Source organism: Streptosporangium sp. NPDC049046 (assembly GCF_040649155.1).
Taxonomy (GTDB): domain Bacteria; phylum Actinomycetota; class Actinomycetes; order Streptosporangiales; family Streptosporangiaceae; genus Streptosporangium.
Map to the genome: position 1 here is coordinate 212,484 of NZ_JBEZEZ010000006.1, position 17,761 is coordinate 230,244.

A 17,761-nucleotide genomic window follows, 5' to 3' on the forward strand; every position below is an offset into this window, starting at 1 on the left:
TAGCGGGATGTCGCTGAGCTCAGGGCCGAGGTGGCGGAGGTCAAGGAGGAGGTGGCCGAGCTGAAGGTGGGGCTCGCGGAGGTCAAGGAGGAGGTGGCCGAGCTTCGGCTCGATGTGGCGAAGTGCGCCACCAAGGAGGAGCTCGCCGAGGTCAAGGAGGAGGTCGTGGGAGTCAAGCAGGACATGAGGGCCATGGCGTACGACATCGGCGAGCTCAAGGAGAACTACAGGACCATGGACGGGAAGCTCGACCGGATGATCCTCTTTCTGGGGATGCCGAAGAGCTGAAAGATCGTCAGGCCGATCGGACCACGGGGGTTCCCGTGAGGCGGGCTCCGGCGGAGCCGAGTTCGGCGAGGGTGGTCTCGGTGGTGGGGGCGGACACCCCGGCGGTGAGGTCCAGCAGCACCTGAACGGACAGCCCGTGCGCGACCGCGTCCAGGGCGGTGGCCCGCACGCAGTGGTCGGTGGCGATGCCGACGATGTCCACCGCGTCCACGCCGCGTTCGCCGAGCCAGTCGGCCAGAGAAGTCCCGTCGGAGGTGACGCCCTCGAAGCCGCTGTAGGCGGCGCTGTGGGCACCCTTGCTGAAGACCTCCTCGACGCGTGAGGTGTCGAAGGCGGGGTGGAAGTCGGAGCCGGGTGTCCCGGCGACACAGTGGGCGGGCCAGGTGGTCACGTAGTCGGGTTCGGCGGCGAAGTGGGAGCCGGGGTCGATGTGATGATCACGGGTGGCCACGACGTGGTCGTAGCCGTGCGAGGCGGCGTGTGCCGAGATGGCGGCGGCCACCTCCGCGCCGCCGCCGACCGGGAGGCTCCCGCCCTCGCAGAAGTCGTTCTGGACGTCGACGATGATCAGTGCTGTTGGCATGCGATCAGTCAAACACGGTTGGGATCGCGGCGTAGCCCCGGGACAGCTGATAGGCGTTGGAGGGCAGCTCGGCGACGGCCTCGCGGTGCCGCGCGCGGCTCTCCTCCAGCTTCTCGCGGCCGACGACCTCCCCCTCCCTGACCAGCGGAACCTGTAGCGGGCGGGCGTTCGAGGGGTGCTCGCCGGAGACGGTGACCACCTCGGCGGCCGCCGTGCCCTCGGCGTCGAGCTCGCGGAACGCCTCCTTGCGTCCACCCCGGCTGGGCTTGCCCACCGACCTCTTGGCCACCGGCCGCATGACCCCTTCGGCGTCCTCGCGGGCGACGAGCTTGTAGACCAGGGCGGCGGTGGGCGAGCCGGAGCCGGTGACCAGCGACGTGCCGACGCCGTAGCCGTCCACGGGCGCGGCGGCGAGCGCGGCGATGGCGTACTCGTCGAGGTCGCTGGTCACGATGATGCGGGTCTTGTGGGCGCCGAGCGCGTCGAGCTGCTCGCGGACCTCGTGGGCGACCTGGCCGAGGTCGCCGGAGTCGAGGCGGACCGCCCCGAGGGAGGGGCCGGCGAGCTCCACCGCGGTCCGCACGGCCTCGGCCACGTCGTAGGTGTCCACGAGCAGCGTGGTGTCGGCGCCGAGGGAGGCGATCTGGGCCCGGAAGGCCTGCTCCTCCGAGTCGTGGAGCAGGGTGAAGGCGTGGGCGGCGGTCCCGGCGGTCGGTATGCCGTACTCGTGGCCCGCCATGAGGTTGGAGGTGGAGGAGAACCCGCACAGGTAGGCGGCCCGCGCCGCGGCCACCGCCGCCGCCTCGTGGGTGCGCCGCGAGCCCATCTCGATGAGGGGCCTGGTCCCGGCGGCGCGGATCATGCGTGTGGCGGCGTTGGCGATCGCGCAGTCGTGGTTGAGGATCGACAGGATCACGGTCTCCAGCAGCACGGCTTCGGCGAACGTGCCCTCCACCGTCATGATCGGGGAACCGGGGAAGTAGCACTCGCCCTCGCCGTAGCCGTCCACTTTCCCGGAGAACCGGTATCCGGCGAGGAACTCCAGGGTGGGCTCGTCGACCACCTCGTTGTCCCGCAGGAATGCCAGCGACTCCTCCTCGAAGCGGAAGGACTCCAGCGCGTCCAGCACCCGGCCGGTTCCCGCCACGACCCCGTAGCGCCGCCCGCCGGGCAGCTGGCGCGCGAACACCTCGAAAACCGCCCGTCTGGAGGCGGCCCCGCTTCTCAGCGCCGCCTCAAGCATCGTCAGCTCATAGTGATCGGTAAGCAACGCGGTGCTCATGCTCTTTGTCACGAGTCGAAGACTAAGCCCGGGGTAGGGCAGACTGGTGAATGTGGGTAGCACCGCTCCAACGGAGGTCGAGCGTCCGTCAATCGACGTACGGCCCGATCTGCCATGGTTGACGATCGTCTGGAACGACCCGGTCAACCTGATGTCCTACGTGACGTACGTCTTCCAGTCCGTTTTCGGATACTCCAAGGAGAAGGCGGAGAAGTTGATGCTCGACGTGCACCACAAGGGCAAGGCCGTGGTTTCCAGCGGCACCCGCGAGGAGATGGAGCGCGACGCGCAGATCATGCACTCGTACGGGCTGTGGGCCACCGTCCAGCGGGATTCGTGAGCGCGCGAGCGGCCGGCCGCCATCTGTCGTCGCGTGGTGACCGGCCGGGCCCGAAGCGGCAGGACTCGAAACGGCGGGCGGGTCTCGGGCGGTGCCCGCGAGAAATGGTGGGCGAGAGATGAGTTCGGGGTTCAAGCCGGGGCACGAGGGCGGTGTGATCACGGTTTTCGACGCCGCCGAGGTGTCGATCCTGCGCTCGCTGGTCACGCAGATCCTGGGCCTGATCGAGCCGGGGGAGACCGGCGACGACCCCCTGGAGAAGGCACTCGGCATCGGCCCCTCCGAGCAGTCCGACGATCCGGTGCTGGCCCGGCTCTTCCCTTCGGCGTACGAGGACGGCGAGGCGGCCGCCGAGTTCCGCAGATACACCGAGGCGACGCTGCGTGAGGGCAAGCGGGCCGACGCCAAGGCGATGCTCGACAGTGCGGAGGCCGGCAGGGTCGAGCTGACCAGGGAGCAGGCGCAGGCGTGGATGCGCGCGCTGAACGACGTGCGCCTCGCGCTCGGCACCCGGCTGGAGGTGACCGAGGAGGTGCACGACGAGATCGCCGACATGCCGGAGAGCGATCCCCGCTATCCGGCGTACGTCATCTACGACTGGCTCACCTACCTCCAGGACACCCTGGTCCGCGCCCTTTGGTAACTTCCAGTCATGCTCACCATCTCTCGGGAACTGGTTGACAGGATCATCGCGCACGCTCGGGCGGACCACCCCGACGAGGCCTGTGGCGTGATCGCCGGGCCCGTCGGCTCCGACTCCCCCGAACGCTTCATCGCGATGGAGAACGCCGAGCGGTCGCCGACGTTCTACCGGTTCGACTCGCTGGAGCAGTTGCGTGTCTGGCGGGAGATGGACGACCGCGACGAGGAGCCGGTGGTCATCTACCACTCCCACACCGCCACCGAGGCCTACCCCTCCCGCACCGACATCTCCTACGCCGCCGAGCCGAACGCCCACTACGTGCTGGTCTCCACCCGCGAGGAGCTGGGGGAGAAGGCCGAGTTCCGCTCGTACCGGATCATCGACGGCGTCGTGAGCGAGGAGGAGGTGACGATCACCTCCGGGTGACCGGCACCTTTTCGGGTCCTGGCGCCGGGGCCTCCGGGGTGGGGACCTTACCTCCATGCCCTGGTGTCCCGGCTCCCTCGTCTCCGTGTTCGGGTGGCATCCGGGATTCGTACGGGGCCGGTGTCCGGTACGGCCGTGGGACGAATGAACCCTTTGGGTAAGCTGGTGGGCATGCTGACCGCCGCCCCGAGCCAGGAGGACGTGGTGCTCTCGCGTCCCGGCCCTCGGGCACGGCGCGCGGGTGTCGCGCCCGTGCAGAACTTCCTGTTCGCGCACACGCCCTTCGTCGTCGTCTACGACTGTCGCTGACCGGCTTTTCTGGAATCCTCCGGTGCTCACCGGTGTTCTGATCCGGTGGGCCTCTCACTCCCATGACGACACAAGGAGACTGACCCGCGATGGCCATCGAGGTTCGCATTCCGACCATCCTGCGCACCTACACCGACGGCGCCAAGGCCGTCGACGCCAAGGGCGCCACGCTCGAGGAGCTGATCGGCGATCTGGAGGTCCGGCACCCCGGGCTGAAGGAGCGCCTGGTGGACAAGGGCGCGCTGCGCCGCTTCGTGAACGTCTACCTGAACGACGAGGACGTCCGCTTCCTGGGCGGGCTGGAGACCCCGGTCGCCGACGGCGACACGGTCACCGTCCTGCCCGCCGTGGCCGGCGGATCCCGCTAGCCGCGTGGCGCCGCCCGCACCGCGGGAGTTCCGTGATCTTTCGCGAGATCGGAGAGCTCTCCCGGGCCGGGCGGCGCGCGCCGCGGTTTTCGGGCTGTCACCCCGAGGCGCCAGGTCTGTCATCACAAGGTCAACCCGAGGCGGAAGCCGTACACCATGCGTTTTGACTCACTGATCGAATCGGTCGGCCGGACCCCGCTGGTCGGCCTGCCCAGGCTCTCGCCCTCGGAGGACGTACGGATCTGGGCCAAACTCGAAGACCGCAACCCGACAGGTTCGATCAAGGACCGTCCGGCGCTGTGGATGATCGAGCAGGCGGAGAAGGACGGGCTTCTCCAGCCGGGCTGCACGATCCTCGAACCCACGAGCGGCAACACCGGCATCTCGCTCGCGATGTCGGCCAGGCTCAAGGGCTACAAGCTGATCTGCGTGATGCCGGAGAACACCTCGGAGGAGCGTCGCCAGCTGCTGCGCATGTGGGGGGCGCAGATCATCTCCTCGCCCGCGGCGGGCGGCTCCAACGAGGCGGTGCGGGTCGCCAAGGGCCTGGCGGAGGAGAACCCCGACTGGGTGATGCTCTACCAGTACGGAAACCCGGCCAACTGGCGCTCGCACTACGAGTCGACGGGGCCGGAGATCCTGGAGGATCTGCCGTCCGTCACCCACTTCGTGGCCGGTCTGGGCACCACGGGCACCCTGATGGGCGTCGGCAGGTTCCTGCGCGAGCACGTTCCCGGTGTGAGGATCGTCGCCGCCGAGCCGCGTTACGGCGAGCTGGTGTACGGGCTGCGCAACGTGGACGAGGGCTTCATCCCCGAGCTGTACGACGCCGACGTCCTGACCACGCGGTTCTCGGTCTCCTCGGCCGACGCGCTGCGCCGCACCCGGGAGCTGCTGTCCGGCGAGGGCATCTTCGCGGGGGTCTCCACCGGTGCCGCCCTGCACGCCGCGCTCGGTGTGGCGGCGAAGGCCGTCAAGGCGGGGGAGCGGGCCGACGTGGTGTTCGTGGTCGCGGACGGCGGCTGGAAATACCTGTCCACCGGCGCCTACGAGGGGACGCTCGACGAGGCCGAGGAGCGGCTCGAAGGCCAGCTCTGGGCCTGAACGCCGCCCGAGAAAAAGCGAATCCCCGGCGGGGCCGGAGCCCTGCCGGGGATCTGGGGAGGCCCGATCCGAACGAGATCGGGGAGCCCGGGTGGATCAGTTGAACAGCAGCCTCATCGAGAAGGTCCCGTCGCTGCCCGACTGGGTGCCGCTCACGCCCACGGCGCGGAGCACCTGGAGGTTGGCCTTCTCGTCACCCTGGAGGCTGCCGAGGTAGAGGTTCTCCACCTTGTCCAGGTCGGCGTAGAGGGCGAAGGTCGCCTCACCGGCGTTGGGGATCGCGAGCTGGAAGGTCTCGCTGTCGCCCAGGGCACCGTCCTTGTTGAGCTCGGCGGCGTAGTCCTGCGCGCTGCCCAGGACGAAGACGCCGTCGCCGGGAACCTTGGCGAGCTGCGGGACGGCCGTCCCGGAGTCCGCGAGGAACCTCTCGATCTTGCCGACGACCTCCTGCGCCTTGGCCGGGTCGGTGACGATCTTCGCGCCGAACTTCGGCTGGTTGCCGTCGAGGCCGTTGGAGTCGAGGGCGATGGTGATGTTCTTGCCGAGCAGCGTCACCAGGTCGTCGGGGAGCGCGAGGCCGTAGTTCTGCTTGGCCTGGTCGGCGAACTGCTGGACGCCGCCGCCCGCGGCCTGGTCGGCCGACTTCATGAGCTGCGCCCACTGCTTGCCGACCACCTCGCCGAGACCCGAGATCGAGATCGCGCCGGCGGTGGAGGCGGGAAGCGTGCTGATCCTGGAGGGCTCGGGATCGCCCATGTCCAGGTTCTCGACGCCGCGGCTGATGCCCGCGAGCTCGACGTACTCGCTGTCGAAGCGGAGGGCGCCCGCCACGCGGGCGTTCTTGACCTGGGCGAGGACGGTGGGGTCCTGGGCGGCCAGTTCGGGGGCCATTCCCGCGAGCTTGCCCGCGTCGGCCCAGAAGGAGAGCACACCGGTCTCGCCGAGGGCGCTCAGGTCGTCGGAGAAGTTGGCGTTGCCCGACAGCGGCTCGGCGGCGGCGGCCTTGTCGGCCTCGGCCTGGGTCGGGGTGAGCAGCGCGTAGTCGTCGCGGAACGCGATGCCGTACTTCTCCTTGCCCATCAGCTTCGCGATGCCCGCCGTGGCCTTGTCCTGGTCGGTGACCTGGACGGCCACCACGACGCCGGGCTCGGCGCCGGCCTTGGCCGGGGCCAGCGCGGCCACGCCGACGCGGACGCCGAGCCAGGGCTCGATGTCGGCGGCGTAGTCGACCTTGCCGAGGTCGTCGGCGTCCTTCTTGATCAGGTCGAAGATCGCCTTACGCGGGTCCTCGCCGCTGAAGGAGTCCTTGGTGGTCGTGAACTTCCTGGCGATGTTGAACAGCGCCACCTTCTGGTTCGCGGCCGGGTCGAGGTCGAGGCGGATGTAGCCGACGGCGTTGCCGGGCAGCACGTCGTGCGGCTGCGCGCCGCCGCCGCTGAGCAGGTTGATCGCGAAGAAGCCGCCACCGCCCACGAGGGCGACGACCAGCGCGGCGACCACCGCGAGCAGCCAGCCCTTGCCGCCCTTGCGCGCGGGAGGTCCCGGGGGAGGCCCGGCGCTCAGGAAGTCGGGTCCCTGCTGCCAGTTCCCCGCCTGCTGCCCGTACGCCTGCTGGCCGTAGCCCTGCTGCTGGCCGTACGGCTGGCCGGCCTGCTGCCCGTACGGCTGACCGGCCTGCTGGCCGTAGTTCTGCTGTCCGTACGGCTGCTGGCCGTAGCCCTGCTGCTGGTGGCCGGGCTGCTGTTGCTGCGGGTAGGGCTGGCCCTGCTGCGGGTAGGGCTGCCCCTGCTGGTAACCGCCGGAAGACTGTGGGTATCCGGGCTGGCCGTTCTGTGGATAGGCCTGCGTGCGCGGCTGGTCGTTCGGCTGTGCGCCCTCGTTCCAACGGTAGGCGATCGTCCTGTCGGGCTGCTGACCCGGATCGGGCGACTGGTTAGGGGGATTGTTGGCAGGCATGATCACTCACAAGGTGGACTTCGCGGATAGGGAGAAGTTAGTGCACGCTGCTAGCAACCCGCTTGCATTGAACTAACTATGTGATTGTCACGTCTAAGCGGGATCAGCCCCTGCTCAGTGCGGTTTCTTCGCCCATCGTGATCTTTGTCGCCTTGTTCCCGCAGGTCACTGTCGTCCCTTCCTTACCGCGGAGCTTGTTTCCCCGGTGGCTCCGGCGCCCTGGCGGCTCCCGGGAAGAGAGCGCCGAGGACCCGGGGAGGCGACGGTCGCACGGAATGGGTAAAGTAACCCCTCTAGAACAAGATTCGGGAGCGTGGATGGCGAAGTTCGACGAGGCGACAGCGGTGACCAAGGTGGACGAGACCACCTACGACGCGTGCCTCGACCCCGGATACTCCATCGGCGGCCCCCTGAACGGCGGCTATCTGATGGCCGTGCTGCTGCGCGCGGTCGTGGACGCCTCCCCCCACGAGCACCCGGTGAGCACGAGTGTCCAGTTCCTGCGGGCGGCGAGGCCCGGCCCCGCGCGGGTGCGCCTGGAGCAGATCAAGACCGGCCGCACCGCCACGATGACCAGGGTGACCCTCGTCCAGGAAGGGACGTCCTTCATCGAAGGGCTCGTCACGACCGCGACGCTCAGCGATGCCGTCCCCGACTGGACGGACGGGCCCTCGGCGGTGATGCCGCCGATCGAGCGATGCGTTTCACTGCCCGCCCCCAAGGACGCGTCGAACCTGACGTTCAGCGCCCAGGTGGAACTCGCCTTCGACCCTCCCACCGTCGGCTGGGTCGACGGCCGTCCCACCGGCAGGCCCGAGGCCCGCGCCTACTTCCGGCTGGCCGAGCCGCAGGACCCCGACCCGTACGTGCTGGCGCTCGCCGTCGACGCCCTCCCGCCGGTGGTGTTCTCCGCGGGGGCGCGCGGCTGGGCACCCACCGTCGACCTCACCTGGCACCTGCGTGCCCTGCCCGCACCCGGCTGGCTCACCCTCCTGGGCGGGGGTCGCCTGATCAGTGACGGCTGGTTCGACGAGGAGGTCGAGGTGTGGGACTCCGCGGGCCGCCTGGTCGCCCAGTCCCGTCAGCTGGCCCGCGTCGGGCGGGGCTGACGTCCGCGCTACGGGACGTAGTAACAGACACCGTACGACTGAATGTCATGAAAAATACATGGCTGAGCTGGTATTCGGCGTTGTGAGGATTCTTACCGTGATCGGCCGCCCCGGGTCGCCTAGCCTGGGGAACTGTGTCGCAAGCGAGCATTGGAATCTTTGACAGCGGTGTCGGTGGCCTCACGGTGGCTCGGGCGATCATCGACCAGTTGCCCAACGAGTCGATCTTCTATGTGGCCGACACGGCGAGGCAGCCGTACGGCCCCAAGAGCATCGCACAGGTCCGCGCCTACGCGCTGGAGGTGATGGACCACCTCGTCGAGGGCGACGTGAAGATGCTGGTGATCGCGTGCAACAGCGCGAGCGCGGCGGTGCTCCGCGACGCGCGGGAACGCTACGCCGTCCCGGTCGTCGAGGTGATCCAGCCGGCCACCCGCCGCGCCGTGCGGGCCACCCGCAACGGCAGGGTCGGGGTGCTCGGGACCAGGGCCACGATCGAGTCGATGGCCTACCACGACGCGTTCGCCGCCGCTCCCGACGTCCGGCTCACCGGGGTGGCCGCGCCGCGCCTGGTGGAGTTCGTCGAGCGGGGGGAGACGATGAGCGACGAGCTCATCGACGTCATCCGCGAATACCTGGAGCCGGTGCTCGCCGACGGGTGCGACACGCTGATCCTGGGGTGTACGCACTACCCGCTCCTCACCGGGCCGATCTCCTACGTGGTGGGAGACGGCGTGACGCTGGTGTCCAGCGCCGACGAGACGGCCAAGGACGTCTACCGCGTCCTGCACGACCGGGGCCTGGCCGCCGTTGGGGACGCGCCCAGGCACCGCTTCCGCGCCACCGGTGACGCGGGGCTCTTCACCGACCTCGGACGACGGTTCCTCGGACCGGAGATCGAGGCGGTCGAGGTGGCGGTGGTAGGGGATGTTCCGAACAACGGGCATCGCGTGTGACGGTGCCCGGGCGCTCCGTAGGGGGAGCGCCGGGGATCGGCGGACGAAGGGGGACGGACACCGGCCACCGGCGCCCGCGCCGTGACACGCGGCGCCGCACAGTAACCGTAGGAGGCCGCCGTGAAGTTGACGATCATTGGATGCTCGGGGAGTTTCCCCGGGCCCGACAGCCCTTCCTCCTGCTACCTGCTGGAGGCCGACGGGTTCCGCATGCTGCTCGACTTCGGGAACGGCGCGCTCGGCGCGCTGCAGAGGCACATCGGCCTGTACGACGTGGACGCGATCTGCCTGTCGCACCTGCACGCCGACCACTGTCTCGACATGTGCCCGTACCACGTGGTGCGCACCTACTCGCCCGGCGGCCCGCTGCCCAAGGTGCCGGTGTACGCGCCCTCCGACGCCCGTGAGCGCCTGAACTCCGCCTACGCGATGCCCGACGAGCCGCCGCTGGAGAAGGCCTTCGAGTTCGTGAGCCTGATGCCGGGGACGTTCGAGGTCGGCCCCTTCGAGGTGACGGCCGCCCCGGTGAACCACCCCGTGGAGACCTACGGGTTCAGGGTCTCCCACGGCGGGCGCTCGGTGGCCTACTCCGGGGACACCGGCGAGAGTGCCGAACTGGTCAAGCTCGCCTCGGGAGCCGACGTGCTCCTGTGCGAGGCGTCGTACCTCGACGAGCCAGGACTCCCCACCGGCCTGCACCTGAACGGCCGCCAGGCGGCCGAGCACGCGGCCAGGGCGGGCGTGGACACCCTCGTCCTCACCCACCTGGTGCCCTGGAACGACCGCGACCGTGTCATGGAGGACGCCTCCCGCGGGGGGTTCGCCGGACGGATGGAACTGGCGCGGAGCGGGGCCCGGTATGACCTAGGGTGAACGTCATGGCTCGCGCAGATGGACGTACTCCCGATCAACTCCGCCCCGTCACCATCACCCGGGGCTGGCTCGCGCACGCCGAGGGCTCGGTGCTCGTCGAGTTCGGCGGCACCAAGGTGCTCTGCGCCGCCTCCGTGCAGGACAGCGTCCCGCGCTGGCGCCGGGGCAGCGGCCAGGGCTGGATCACCGCCGAGTACGCCATGCTGCCGCGCGCCACGAACACCCGCAACGACCGCGAGTCGGTACGCGGCAAGATCGGCGGCCGTACGCACGAGATCTCCCGCCTGATCGGCCGCTCCCTGCGCGCCTGCGTCGACTACAAGACGCTGGGCGAGAACTCGATCGTCATCGACTGCGACGTGCTCCAGGCCGACGGCGGCACCCGCACCGCCGCCATCACCGGCGCGTACGTGGCGCTGGTCGACGCGGTCGCGTGGATGCGCAAGCGCAAGATGTGCGGCGGAGACCCGCTGGTCGACTCGGTCGCGGCGGTCTCCGTCGGCGTCGTCGGCTCCACGGCGCTGCTCGACCTCTGCTACACCGAGGACGTCGCCGCAGAGACGGACATGAACGTGGTGATGACCGGTTCCGGCGAGTTCGTCGAGGTCCAGGGCACCGCCGAGGGCAAGCCGTTCGACCGCGCCGCCCTCGACGAGCTGCTCGACCTCGGCGCGGCCGGCTGCGCCGAGCTCACCCGCCTCCAGCGGGAGGCGTTGGCATGAGCCGCTTTCTCACGGTGAATCGTTCAGGAACGAGGCGGTCGGCATGAGCGAGTCCGGTACGACCGAGATCGAGACCGGTGCGGCCCGGTCCGGTGCGGCCCGTGTGGTCCTCGCCACCAGGAACTCGGGAAAGATCGCCGAGCTGCGCCGGATCCTCGCCGACGCCCGGATCCCGGTCGAGATCGTCGGGCTTGAGGAGTTCCCCGAGATCGGCGACGTCGCCGAGACCGGCCTCACCTTCGCGGAGAACGCGCTGCTCAAGGCACACGCGGTCGCACAGCAGTCCGGCCTGCCCGCGATCGCCGACGACTCCGGCCTCTGCGTCGACGCCCTGAACGGCATGCCGGGCATCTTCTCCGCCCGCTGGGCGGGAAGGCACGGCGACGACCAAGCCAACCTCGACCTGCTGCTCGCCCAGGTCTCCGACGTGCCCGCCGAGCACCGGGGCGCGCACTTCGCCTGCGCCGCGGCGCTCGCACTCCCCTCGGGGGAGGAGCGGGTGACCGAAGGGGCACTGCGCGGCGTGATCATCGACGTCCCGCGCGGCAGCGGCGGCTTCGGCTACGACCCGATCCTCGTCCCCGAGGGCGAGACCCGCACCACCGCCGAGCTGTCCGCCGCGGAGAAGGACGCGATCAGCCACCGTGGCCGCGCCTTCCGCGCCCTCGCCCCCGTCATCGCCGAGATGATCGCCTGACGGCGAGAGCCGCGCGGACGACGGCCGAGGAGCCCGAGACGTCCAGGTCGCGCCTGTAATCAGCGCGTAAGAACCCGCGGCCCCTTATGGGCGTAGCGTCGGGGGTATGCAGAGCAACAAGCGTGTGCCCTCCTGGGCCCCGGCGCTGATCGGCCTGGTGTCCGGCGCGGTGGCGGTGGCGGTGTCACTGCTCGTGGCGGGCCTGGTGAACCCCGCCGCCTTCCCGGTCGTCGCGGTCGGCAACTCCGTCGTCGACCTCACCCCTGCGCCGCTCAAGGAATGGGCGATCCGCACCTTCGGCGAGAACGACAAGACCGTGCTGCTCGCCGGGATCCTCCTGGTCATGGCCGCGATCGCCGTCGCGCTGGGAAGGGCCGCCGTCCGCGACCTCCGGTACGGGATGGCGGGTCTGGCCGCGTTCGGCCTCGTCGGCGTCGTCGCCGTGCTGACCCGGCCGGGTTCCGGGCCGGTGGACGTCGTCCCGACGCTCGTCGGGGTGGGCACCGGCATGCTCGTTCTGCGGTGGCTCGTCCGTCGCGCCCTCGTACCCGACGACGCCTCGGCCGGGTCGTACGCGGGGGTGTCGGGTGGCGCCTATGTCGTGGGTGCCGCGGGGGCCGCGGGGGCCGCGCACGACACCGGGCCGGGTCGCCAGGAAGAGATTTCGCACGACACCGGGCCGGAGCGCCTGCGACCGGTCTCGCCCGAGTCCTCATCGGAGGCAGGGGAGCGGACCGGACCGCAGGTACCGCCCGTCATGCGGGCGGGGAACGACCTGCGAGCCTTCGACCGCCGGGGCCTGCTGACCGGCGCGGTCGGCGGCGTGGCTCTCGCGGGGGTGGCGGGTCTGGCCGGGCGCGCGCTCTCCGGGCGGGCCGAGGTGAACGCGGCGCGCAGCGGCATCACACTGCCCCTGCCCGCGAAACCCCTCCCCGCGCTGCCCGCCGGGACCGACCTGAGGATCAGGGGCCTGTCGTCGTTCGTCACCCCCAACAACGACTTCTACCGGGTCGACACCACCCTGTCGGTCCCCCAGGTCGACCCGCGCGACTGGACCCTCACGATCCACGGCATGGTCGACAGGCCCGTGGAGCTCACCTTCGCCGACCTGATGAAACGCGCCGTGGTCGAGGCCGACGTCACGCTCTGCTGCGTCTCCAACGAGGTCGGCGGCCCCTACATCGGCAACGCCCGCTGGCTGGGCGTGAGCCTGGCCGCGGTGCTGCGCGACGCGGGCGTTCAGAAGGACGCGGACATGCTGCTCAGCACCTCCGCCGACGGCTGGACCGCGGGAACCCCGGTCGACGTCGTGATGGACGGCCGTGACGCCCTGCTCGCCTTCGGCATGAACGGCGAGGTGCTCCCCGTCGACCACGGCTTCCCGGTCCGCCAGGTCGTCCCCGGACTCTACGGCTACGTCTCGGCCACCAAGTGGGTCACCGACATCAAGGTCACCCGCTTCGACCAGGACGAGGCCTACTGGACGCCCAGAGGCTGGTCCGCGAAGGGGCCGATCAAGACCCAGTCGCGCATCGACCTGCCCAGGGACGGCGCGAGCGTCCCCGCCGGCAAGACCGTCGTCGCGGGGGTCGCCTGGGCACAGCACAAGGGCGTGGACGCGGTCGAGGTCCGCGTCGACCAGGGCGAGTGGCGCCAGGCCCGCCTCGCCGAGGCCCCCACCGCCGACACCTGGCGCCAGTGGGTCCTCGACGACTGGGACGCCACCCCCGGCGAACACACCATCGAGGTCCGCGCCACCGACACCACCGGCTACACCCAGACCGCCGAGCGCGCCTCTGTCGCCCCGGACGGCGCCACCGGCTGGCACACCATCCGGGTACGGGTCGGCTGACCCTGGCTGTATTCAAACCGTCCCGATAATTCTCGATCAGTAGTCTTGGGCCACGGAGATAGGGATGGTGAATCGGCGATCCTCGCATGTCGCCGGCAGAAGGTCACACTGGCTGTATCCCGAGATGGCCGATCTTGGGAAGGAAACTCCCGGGTGTGCGGGGCCGGCGCTGTTTCGGCGACGAGCGGCCAGTGCTGGGCGGGACCATCCCCGCGTGTGCGGGATCAACACGCTGGACAACCCAACGCCAAGTGGGGCCAAGGGCCACCCCCGCGTGTGCGGGGCCGACCTGTGCACCAACACCACCAAGGGGGGCCCGCGCGGACCACCCCCGCGTGTGCGGGGCTGACCCGCCCACCGCAGGAGGCGAGAACTTATAGTGCGGACCACCCCCGCGTATGCGGGGCCGACGTGAGCGGCGTGGATGCCCTGTACGGCTGCCTCGGGACCACCCCCGCGTGTGCGGGGCCGACCTGCGCAGGTACGGGCAGGCGGCCAGAGACTCGGGACCACCCCCGCGTGTGTGTGGCCGACCCGAAGCTAAAGATCATCGGGACGAACGCGCTGGGACCACTCCCGCGTGTGCGGGGCCAACGAGGACCTTCACCCGCGCCGCTCGGACGGAAAGGGACCACCCCCGCGTGTGCGGGGCCAACGCGCAACTCGTGCACCGCGACTACGACGAGGATGGATCACTCCCGCGTGTGCGGGGCCGACACGATGCTGATCGCATATCGGCTGTCGTCGGGGGGATCACCCCCGCGTGTGCGGGGCCGACGGAGCTGCCCGAGTTCGTTGAGGAGTACCGGCAGGATCACCCCCGCGTGTGCGGGGCCGACCCTTGCATGCCCTCTGGCCGGTCGTGGTGCTTGGGATCACCCCCGCGTGTGCGGGGCCGACCGCATCCTGATCGGCCCCGGCGGCGCCGTCACCGGATCACCCCCGCGTGTGCGGGGCCGACCCAATCTCTTCCGCGATAATCCCTGGATTAGAGGGATTACCCCCGCGTGTGCGGGGCCGACCTGGACGTCGACCAGATGATCTACCTGTACGAGGGATCACCCCCGCGTGTGCGGGGCCGACACTTTGTGACCTGGGGCCTTGTGGGCGTGAGGCCCGGTTTTTTATCAAGTGCATTCGGCAGGAACCGCCGATCTTGATCGTAGTTGGCGGGAGAGTACGAGGCCAGGTGATCTGCTGATTTTGGATGATCGCGTAGATCACTGTGGCCTCTTTTGCCGTATAGGGCGCTCTGGCCCCGGAAATGTCGGTGCCGGGCAATACGGTCTCCCGCACGTGGTCATGGGTTCGGCTACCTGCGGGAGGGGCGATGCGCTGGGTCTGGGGGAAGGCGGGGAAGGGGGATATCCCGCATCCGTTGATCTGTCACATGATCGATACGGCACACGTCGCGCTTCGGCTGCTTGAGGCGGGGCTGCCGGGATCCTTTGGTGGCAGGCTCAGTAGGGGTGTCGAGGAGCCCGCTGCGAAGCTGGCGATCGCGTTCGTCGCCGGGGCGCATGACATCGGCAAGTGCTCGTGCTGGCAGATGAAGCGTGATGACCTCCTTCCTACAGAGGCGCCGTCACGGATTCCGCAGGCGCTCTGGGAATCCCTGAAAGGGAAGGTTCCTCATGGATTGATGACCGATGTCCACCTGCGTGGCTGGCTCGTTGAGCGCTTCGGGCTCGCTCCTGATACGGCGGATCTGCTCGCGACGGCGGCCGGTGGTCATCACGGCGAGTTCTTCAACGAGGGGCGCCGTAACCTGCTGAAGAACACCACCGGCGACGGAGTGGTGCTTGGCGGTGCCGACTGGGCTCAGCTTCGTGATCGGTTGCTCGGGGAGCTCGCGGAGCGCTTGGGGGTCGATGACACATCGCTGTCCGCCTGGAAGCCGGACGTTCCAGACGCGGTGCTTCTTACAGGCCTGACGGCCGTGAGCGACTGGATCGCTTCGGACGAGCGCCGGTTTCCGTACGTCGGTGCGGAGGTTGACCTCGACGATTACATGCGGGCCAGCAAGAAACGGGCCGAAGAGGCGATCGACGCGCTGGGGTGGGCGCGGTGGCGGCCGGCTCGGCGGGCGTTTCCGGATCTCCTGCCGAAGAACGCGCGGCCGCGCGCTGCTCAGCGAACGGTCATGGAGATGGCCGACGAGGGCATGTTCGACGAGCCGGGCATCGTGATCGTCGAAGATGCCATGGGCGGTGGGAAGACCGAGATCGCGCAGTACGCTGTGGCCGAGTGGACTCGCAGGCTCGGACTGAGCGGTTTCTTCTTCGCTCTTCCGACCCAGGCGACCAGCAACCAGATGCTCGACCGGCTGCAGACCTTCCTCGGACTGCACTCGGCTTCGGACGCCCTCCTCCACCTTGTTCACGGTGCCGCCGGACTCAACGACGAGTTCCTCAAGCTCCTCGCGCAGGACGATCCTCGTGTCCGCGCGCAGATCAACCCCTCCAGCGTCCATGCTCAGGAAGGCCCGAAGGCAGCCGGTAACACCGGTGTGGACGTGACGGCCTCCCGATGGTTCACGGCCCGGTGGAGAGGGCTTCTCGCTCCCTGCGGGGTGGGCACCGTGGACCAGATCCTCCGCGCCGGGTTGCGGATCCGGCACAACGCCGTTCTTCACTTCGGGTTGTCCGGCAAGGTGGTGGTAATCGACGAGGTGCACGCTTATGACCTCTACATGTCCACGATCCTTGACCGGGTTCTTGAGTGGCTGGGCCGTCAGGGTGTCCCAGTGGTGTTGCTGTCGGCCACCCTCCCGTCTCGCCGTCGGCTGGAGCTGATGAGGGCCTGGCAACGAGGCGCCGGTAGGGAGGCTCTTCCCCCCGCCGAGTCGGAGGAGCCCGACAAGGCGCCGTACCCGCTGGTCAGCTGGGGTACGGCCACCACGTCGAGTTTTCGCCAGCCGGATCCGCCGCAGGACAGTTCGGTCGTCCTCGACTTCAGCCACGCGTACGACAGCGATAAGGAACTCGCCCGTTGGCTGGCCACGGTAACTGCCGACGGTGGGTGTGTGGCGGTGATCCGCAACACGGTGGGCCGGGCACAGTCGCTCTACAAAGCATTACGCGCAGCGGGTGTCCGGAAGAGGGACCTGATCCTTTTTCACGCGCGCTTCCCACACGCCCGGCGGCACGAGTTGGAACGGCAGGTGCTGCGGCTGTTCGGGAAGAAGGGAAGGCGCCCGAAGAAGAAGATCGTCATCGCCACTCAGGTGGTCGAGCAGAGCCTCGACATTGATTTCGATCTCATGATCACTGACCATGCTCCCGTCGATCTCCTTCTCCAGCGGGCCGGTCGTCTGCACCGCCACGATCGTGCGCCGGAGGCCAGACATGGCTTCGTCGCTCCCAGAATCGTTGTCACTGGCGTGTCGGGGGTGGATCCGGTCGGCTTTCCGACGGGGAGCACGATGATTTACGGCTCCCGGCTGCTCATCGCGTCCTGGTACGCGTTGAAGAACCTTCGGGAGAAGGGACGCGCGGAGATCAACCTGCCCGGCGACATCCGTACGTTGACCGAGGAGGTCTACGGCGGGGATCCGCCACCCAACCTCCGTCCAGCGGACGTCGATGCCTACGCGGTGGCGGTCGAGGAGGAGGAGAGCAAGCGCGACGTCGAGGAACTGCTGGCCGGAAACCGGTGCGTTCCCGGCCCGGACGGGGACAAGCTCCACCTGATGACCGAACTTGCCGAGAACGAGGAGAAGGACTCGCAGGTGACCCGCCTGGGCATGCCATCTGTGAACATCGTCCTTCTGGAGGAAGTGAGCGAAGGCGTGGTCCGCCCGGTCACGGGTGGTGATGCCTTCTCGCTTAACAAGAGCCCTAACCGTAAGTTGGAGCAGGCTCTCATCCAGTCGTCGCTGTCGGTGTCGACGCCAGTCGCGTTCGCCAGGGAGTTGTTCGACCGAGAACCCTGCTCGGCCTGGCGATGGACGTCATGGCTCCGCGATCACAGAGCTCTCGTCCTCAAAGGAGGTCGGGCACAGATCGGGAGCTACGAGGTCACGTACGACGAGATCCTCGGACTCCAGGCGACGGGAGCGGCGAAGGCTCCCTCGTGAAACCCCCGCACTGCGGGGCGCGTTCGGATTCTGGTGCGTGCACGATCCACGACTCTGGTCCACACCCCCACAGGGGTTGGTGCTGATCTATACAGCGGCGGAATCGAGAGGTCAAGCGGACAGAGCGTTTCGGCATTCTCGAAGCTTCCTCACACCGGACATCTCTAACCTGCCG

Annotated in this window: 17 protein-coding genes; 14 read left to right on the forward strand and 3 right to left on the reverse strand. The window is 69.1% G+C overall.

Annotated features, from left to right (window positions below; translation table 11 throughout):
- Positions 1 to 30: 30 nt before the first annotated feature.
- Positions 31 to 288, forward strand: a complete 258-nt coding sequence (locus AB0B96_RS10660) for a hypothetical protein (protein ID WP_362897572.1) — start codon at positions 31 to 33, stop codon at positions 286 to 288.
- Positions 289 to 295: 7 nt separating this feature from the next.
- Here the strand turns inward: AB0B96_RS10660 and AB0B96_RS10665 are convergent, their stop codons facing one another.
- Positions 296 to 871, reverse strand: a complete 576-nt coding sequence (locus AB0B96_RS10665; RefSeq protein ID WP_350949849.1) for an isochorismatase family protein — start codon at positions 869 to 871, stop codon at positions 296 to 298.
- Positions 872 to 875: 4 nt separating this feature from the next.
- Positions 876 to 2,165, reverse strand: coding sequence for a nicotinate phosphoribosyltransferase (locus AB0B96_RS10670; protein ID WP_362897575.1), 1,290 nt, complete (start codon positions 2,163 to 2,165; stop codon positions 876 to 878).
- Positions 2,166 to 2,205: 40 nt separating this feature from the next.
- Here AB0B96_RS10670 and clpS point away from each other — a divergent pair, with 40 nt between their 5' ends.
- The 6 genes from clpS to AB0B96_RS10700 all read left to right on the forward strand — a co-directional run bounded on the left by clpS (position 2,206) and on the right by AB0B96_RS10700 (position 5,343).
- Complete coding sequence (gene clpS, locus AB0B96_RS10675; protein ID WP_329091067.1) at positions 2,206 to 2,493, forward strand: ATP-dependent Clp protease adapter ClpS; 288 nt, start codon at positions 2,206 to 2,208, stop codon at positions 2,491 to 2,493.
- Positions 2,494 to 2,611: 118 nt separating this feature from the next.
- Complete coding sequence (locus AB0B96_RS10680; RefSeq protein WP_350949847.1) at positions 2,612 to 3,136, forward strand: DUF2017 domain-containing protein; 525 nt, start codon at positions 2,612 to 2,614, stop codon at positions 3,134 to 3,136.
- 9 nt (positions 3,137 to 3,145) lie between these two features.
- Entirely contained in the window at positions 3,146 to 3,562 is a 417-nt protein-coding gene (locus AB0B96_RS10685) for a M67 family metallopeptidase (RefSeq protein WP_350949846.1), read from the forward strand.
- Positions 3,563 to 3,733: 171 nt separating this feature from the next.
- Positions 3,734 to 3,871: a hypothetical protein gene (locus AB0B96_RS10690; RefSeq protein WP_362897577.1), complete on the forward strand. Its 138-nt coding sequence runs from the start codon at positions 3,734 to 3,736 to the stop codon at positions 3,869 to 3,871.
- 89 nt (positions 3,872 to 3,960) lie between these two features.
- Positions 3,961 to 4,239, forward strand: a complete 279-nt coding sequence (locus AB0B96_RS10695; protein ID WP_350949844.1) for a MoaD/ThiS family protein — start codon at positions 3,961 to 3,963, stop codon at positions 4,237 to 4,239.
- 156 nt (positions 4,240 to 4,395) lie between these two features.
- Complete coding sequence (locus tag AB0B96_RS10700; protein ID WP_350949843.1) at positions 4,396 to 5,343, forward strand: cysteine synthase; 948 nt, start codon at positions 4,396 to 4,398, stop codon at positions 5,341 to 5,343.
- A gap of 96 nt (positions 5,344 to 5,439) precedes the next feature.
- Here AB0B96_RS10700 and AB0B96_RS10705 read toward each other — a convergent pair whose 3' ends face one another.
- A complete protein-coding gene (locus AB0B96_RS10705) occupies positions 5,440 to 7,299 on the reverse strand; it encodes a DUF3352 domain-containing protein (protein WP_362897579.1) in 1,860 nt (619 codons plus the stop codon).
- 317 nt (positions 7,300 to 7,616) lie between these two features.
- Here AB0B96_RS10705 and AB0B96_RS10710 point away from each other — a divergent pair, with 317 nt between their 5' ends.
- The 7 genes from AB0B96_RS10710 to cas3 all read left to right on the forward strand — a co-directional run bounded on the left by AB0B96_RS10710 (position 7,617) and on the right by cas3 (position 17,586).
- The gene (locus AB0B96_RS10710; RefSeq protein ID WP_362897581.1) at positions 7,617 to 8,408 is read left to right on the forward strand and encodes a thioesterase family protein; all 792 of its coding nucleotides are present in this window, start codon (positions 7,617 to 7,619) and stop codon (positions 8,406 to 8,408) included.
- A 134-nt stretch (positions 8,409 to 8,542) separates the two neighbouring features.
- Complete coding sequence (murI, locus tag AB0B96_RS10715; RefSeq protein WP_362897583.1) at positions 8,543 to 9,364, forward strand: glutamate racemase; 822 nt, start codon at positions 8,543 to 8,545, stop codon at positions 9,362 to 9,364.
- A gap of 120 nt (positions 9,365 to 9,484) precedes the next feature.
- On the forward strand, positions 9,485 to 10,237 hold the full coding sequence (locus tag AB0B96_RS10720) for an MBL fold metallo-hydrolase (protein ID WP_362897585.1): 753 nt from the start codon (positions 9,485 to 9,487) through the stop codon (positions 10,235 to 10,237).
- A 5-nt stretch (positions 10,238 to 10,242) separates the two neighbouring features.
- The gene (gene rph / locus AB0B96_RS10725; RefSeq protein ID WP_350949838.1) at positions 10,243 to 10,959 is read left to right on the forward strand and encodes a ribonuclease PH; all 717 of its coding nucleotides are present in this window, start codon (positions 10,243 to 10,245) and stop codon (positions 10,957 to 10,959) included.
- Between the two features lie 43 nt (positions 10,960 to 11,002).
- Positions 11,003 to 11,656, forward strand: coding sequence for an XTP/dITP diphosphatase (locus tag AB0B96_RS10730; RefSeq protein WP_362897587.1), 654 nt, complete (start codon positions 11,003 to 11,005; stop codon positions 11,654 to 11,656).
- Positions 11,657 to 11,762: 106 nt separating this feature from the next.
- Positions 11,763 to 13,508, forward strand: a complete 1,746-nt coding sequence (locus tag AB0B96_RS10735) for a molybdopterin-dependent oxidoreductase (RefSeq protein WP_362897589.1) — start codon at positions 11,763 to 11,765, stop codon at positions 13,506 to 13,508.
- Between the two features lie 1,330 nt (positions 13,509 to 14,838).
- Complete coding sequence (gene cas3, locus AB0B96_RS10740) at positions 14,839 to 17,586, forward strand: CRISPR-associated helicase Cas3' (RefSeq protein WP_362897591.1); 2,748 nt, start codon at positions 14,839 to 14,841, stop codon at positions 17,584 to 17,586.
- The last annotated feature ends 175 nt before the right edge of the window (positions 17,587 to 17,761 follow it).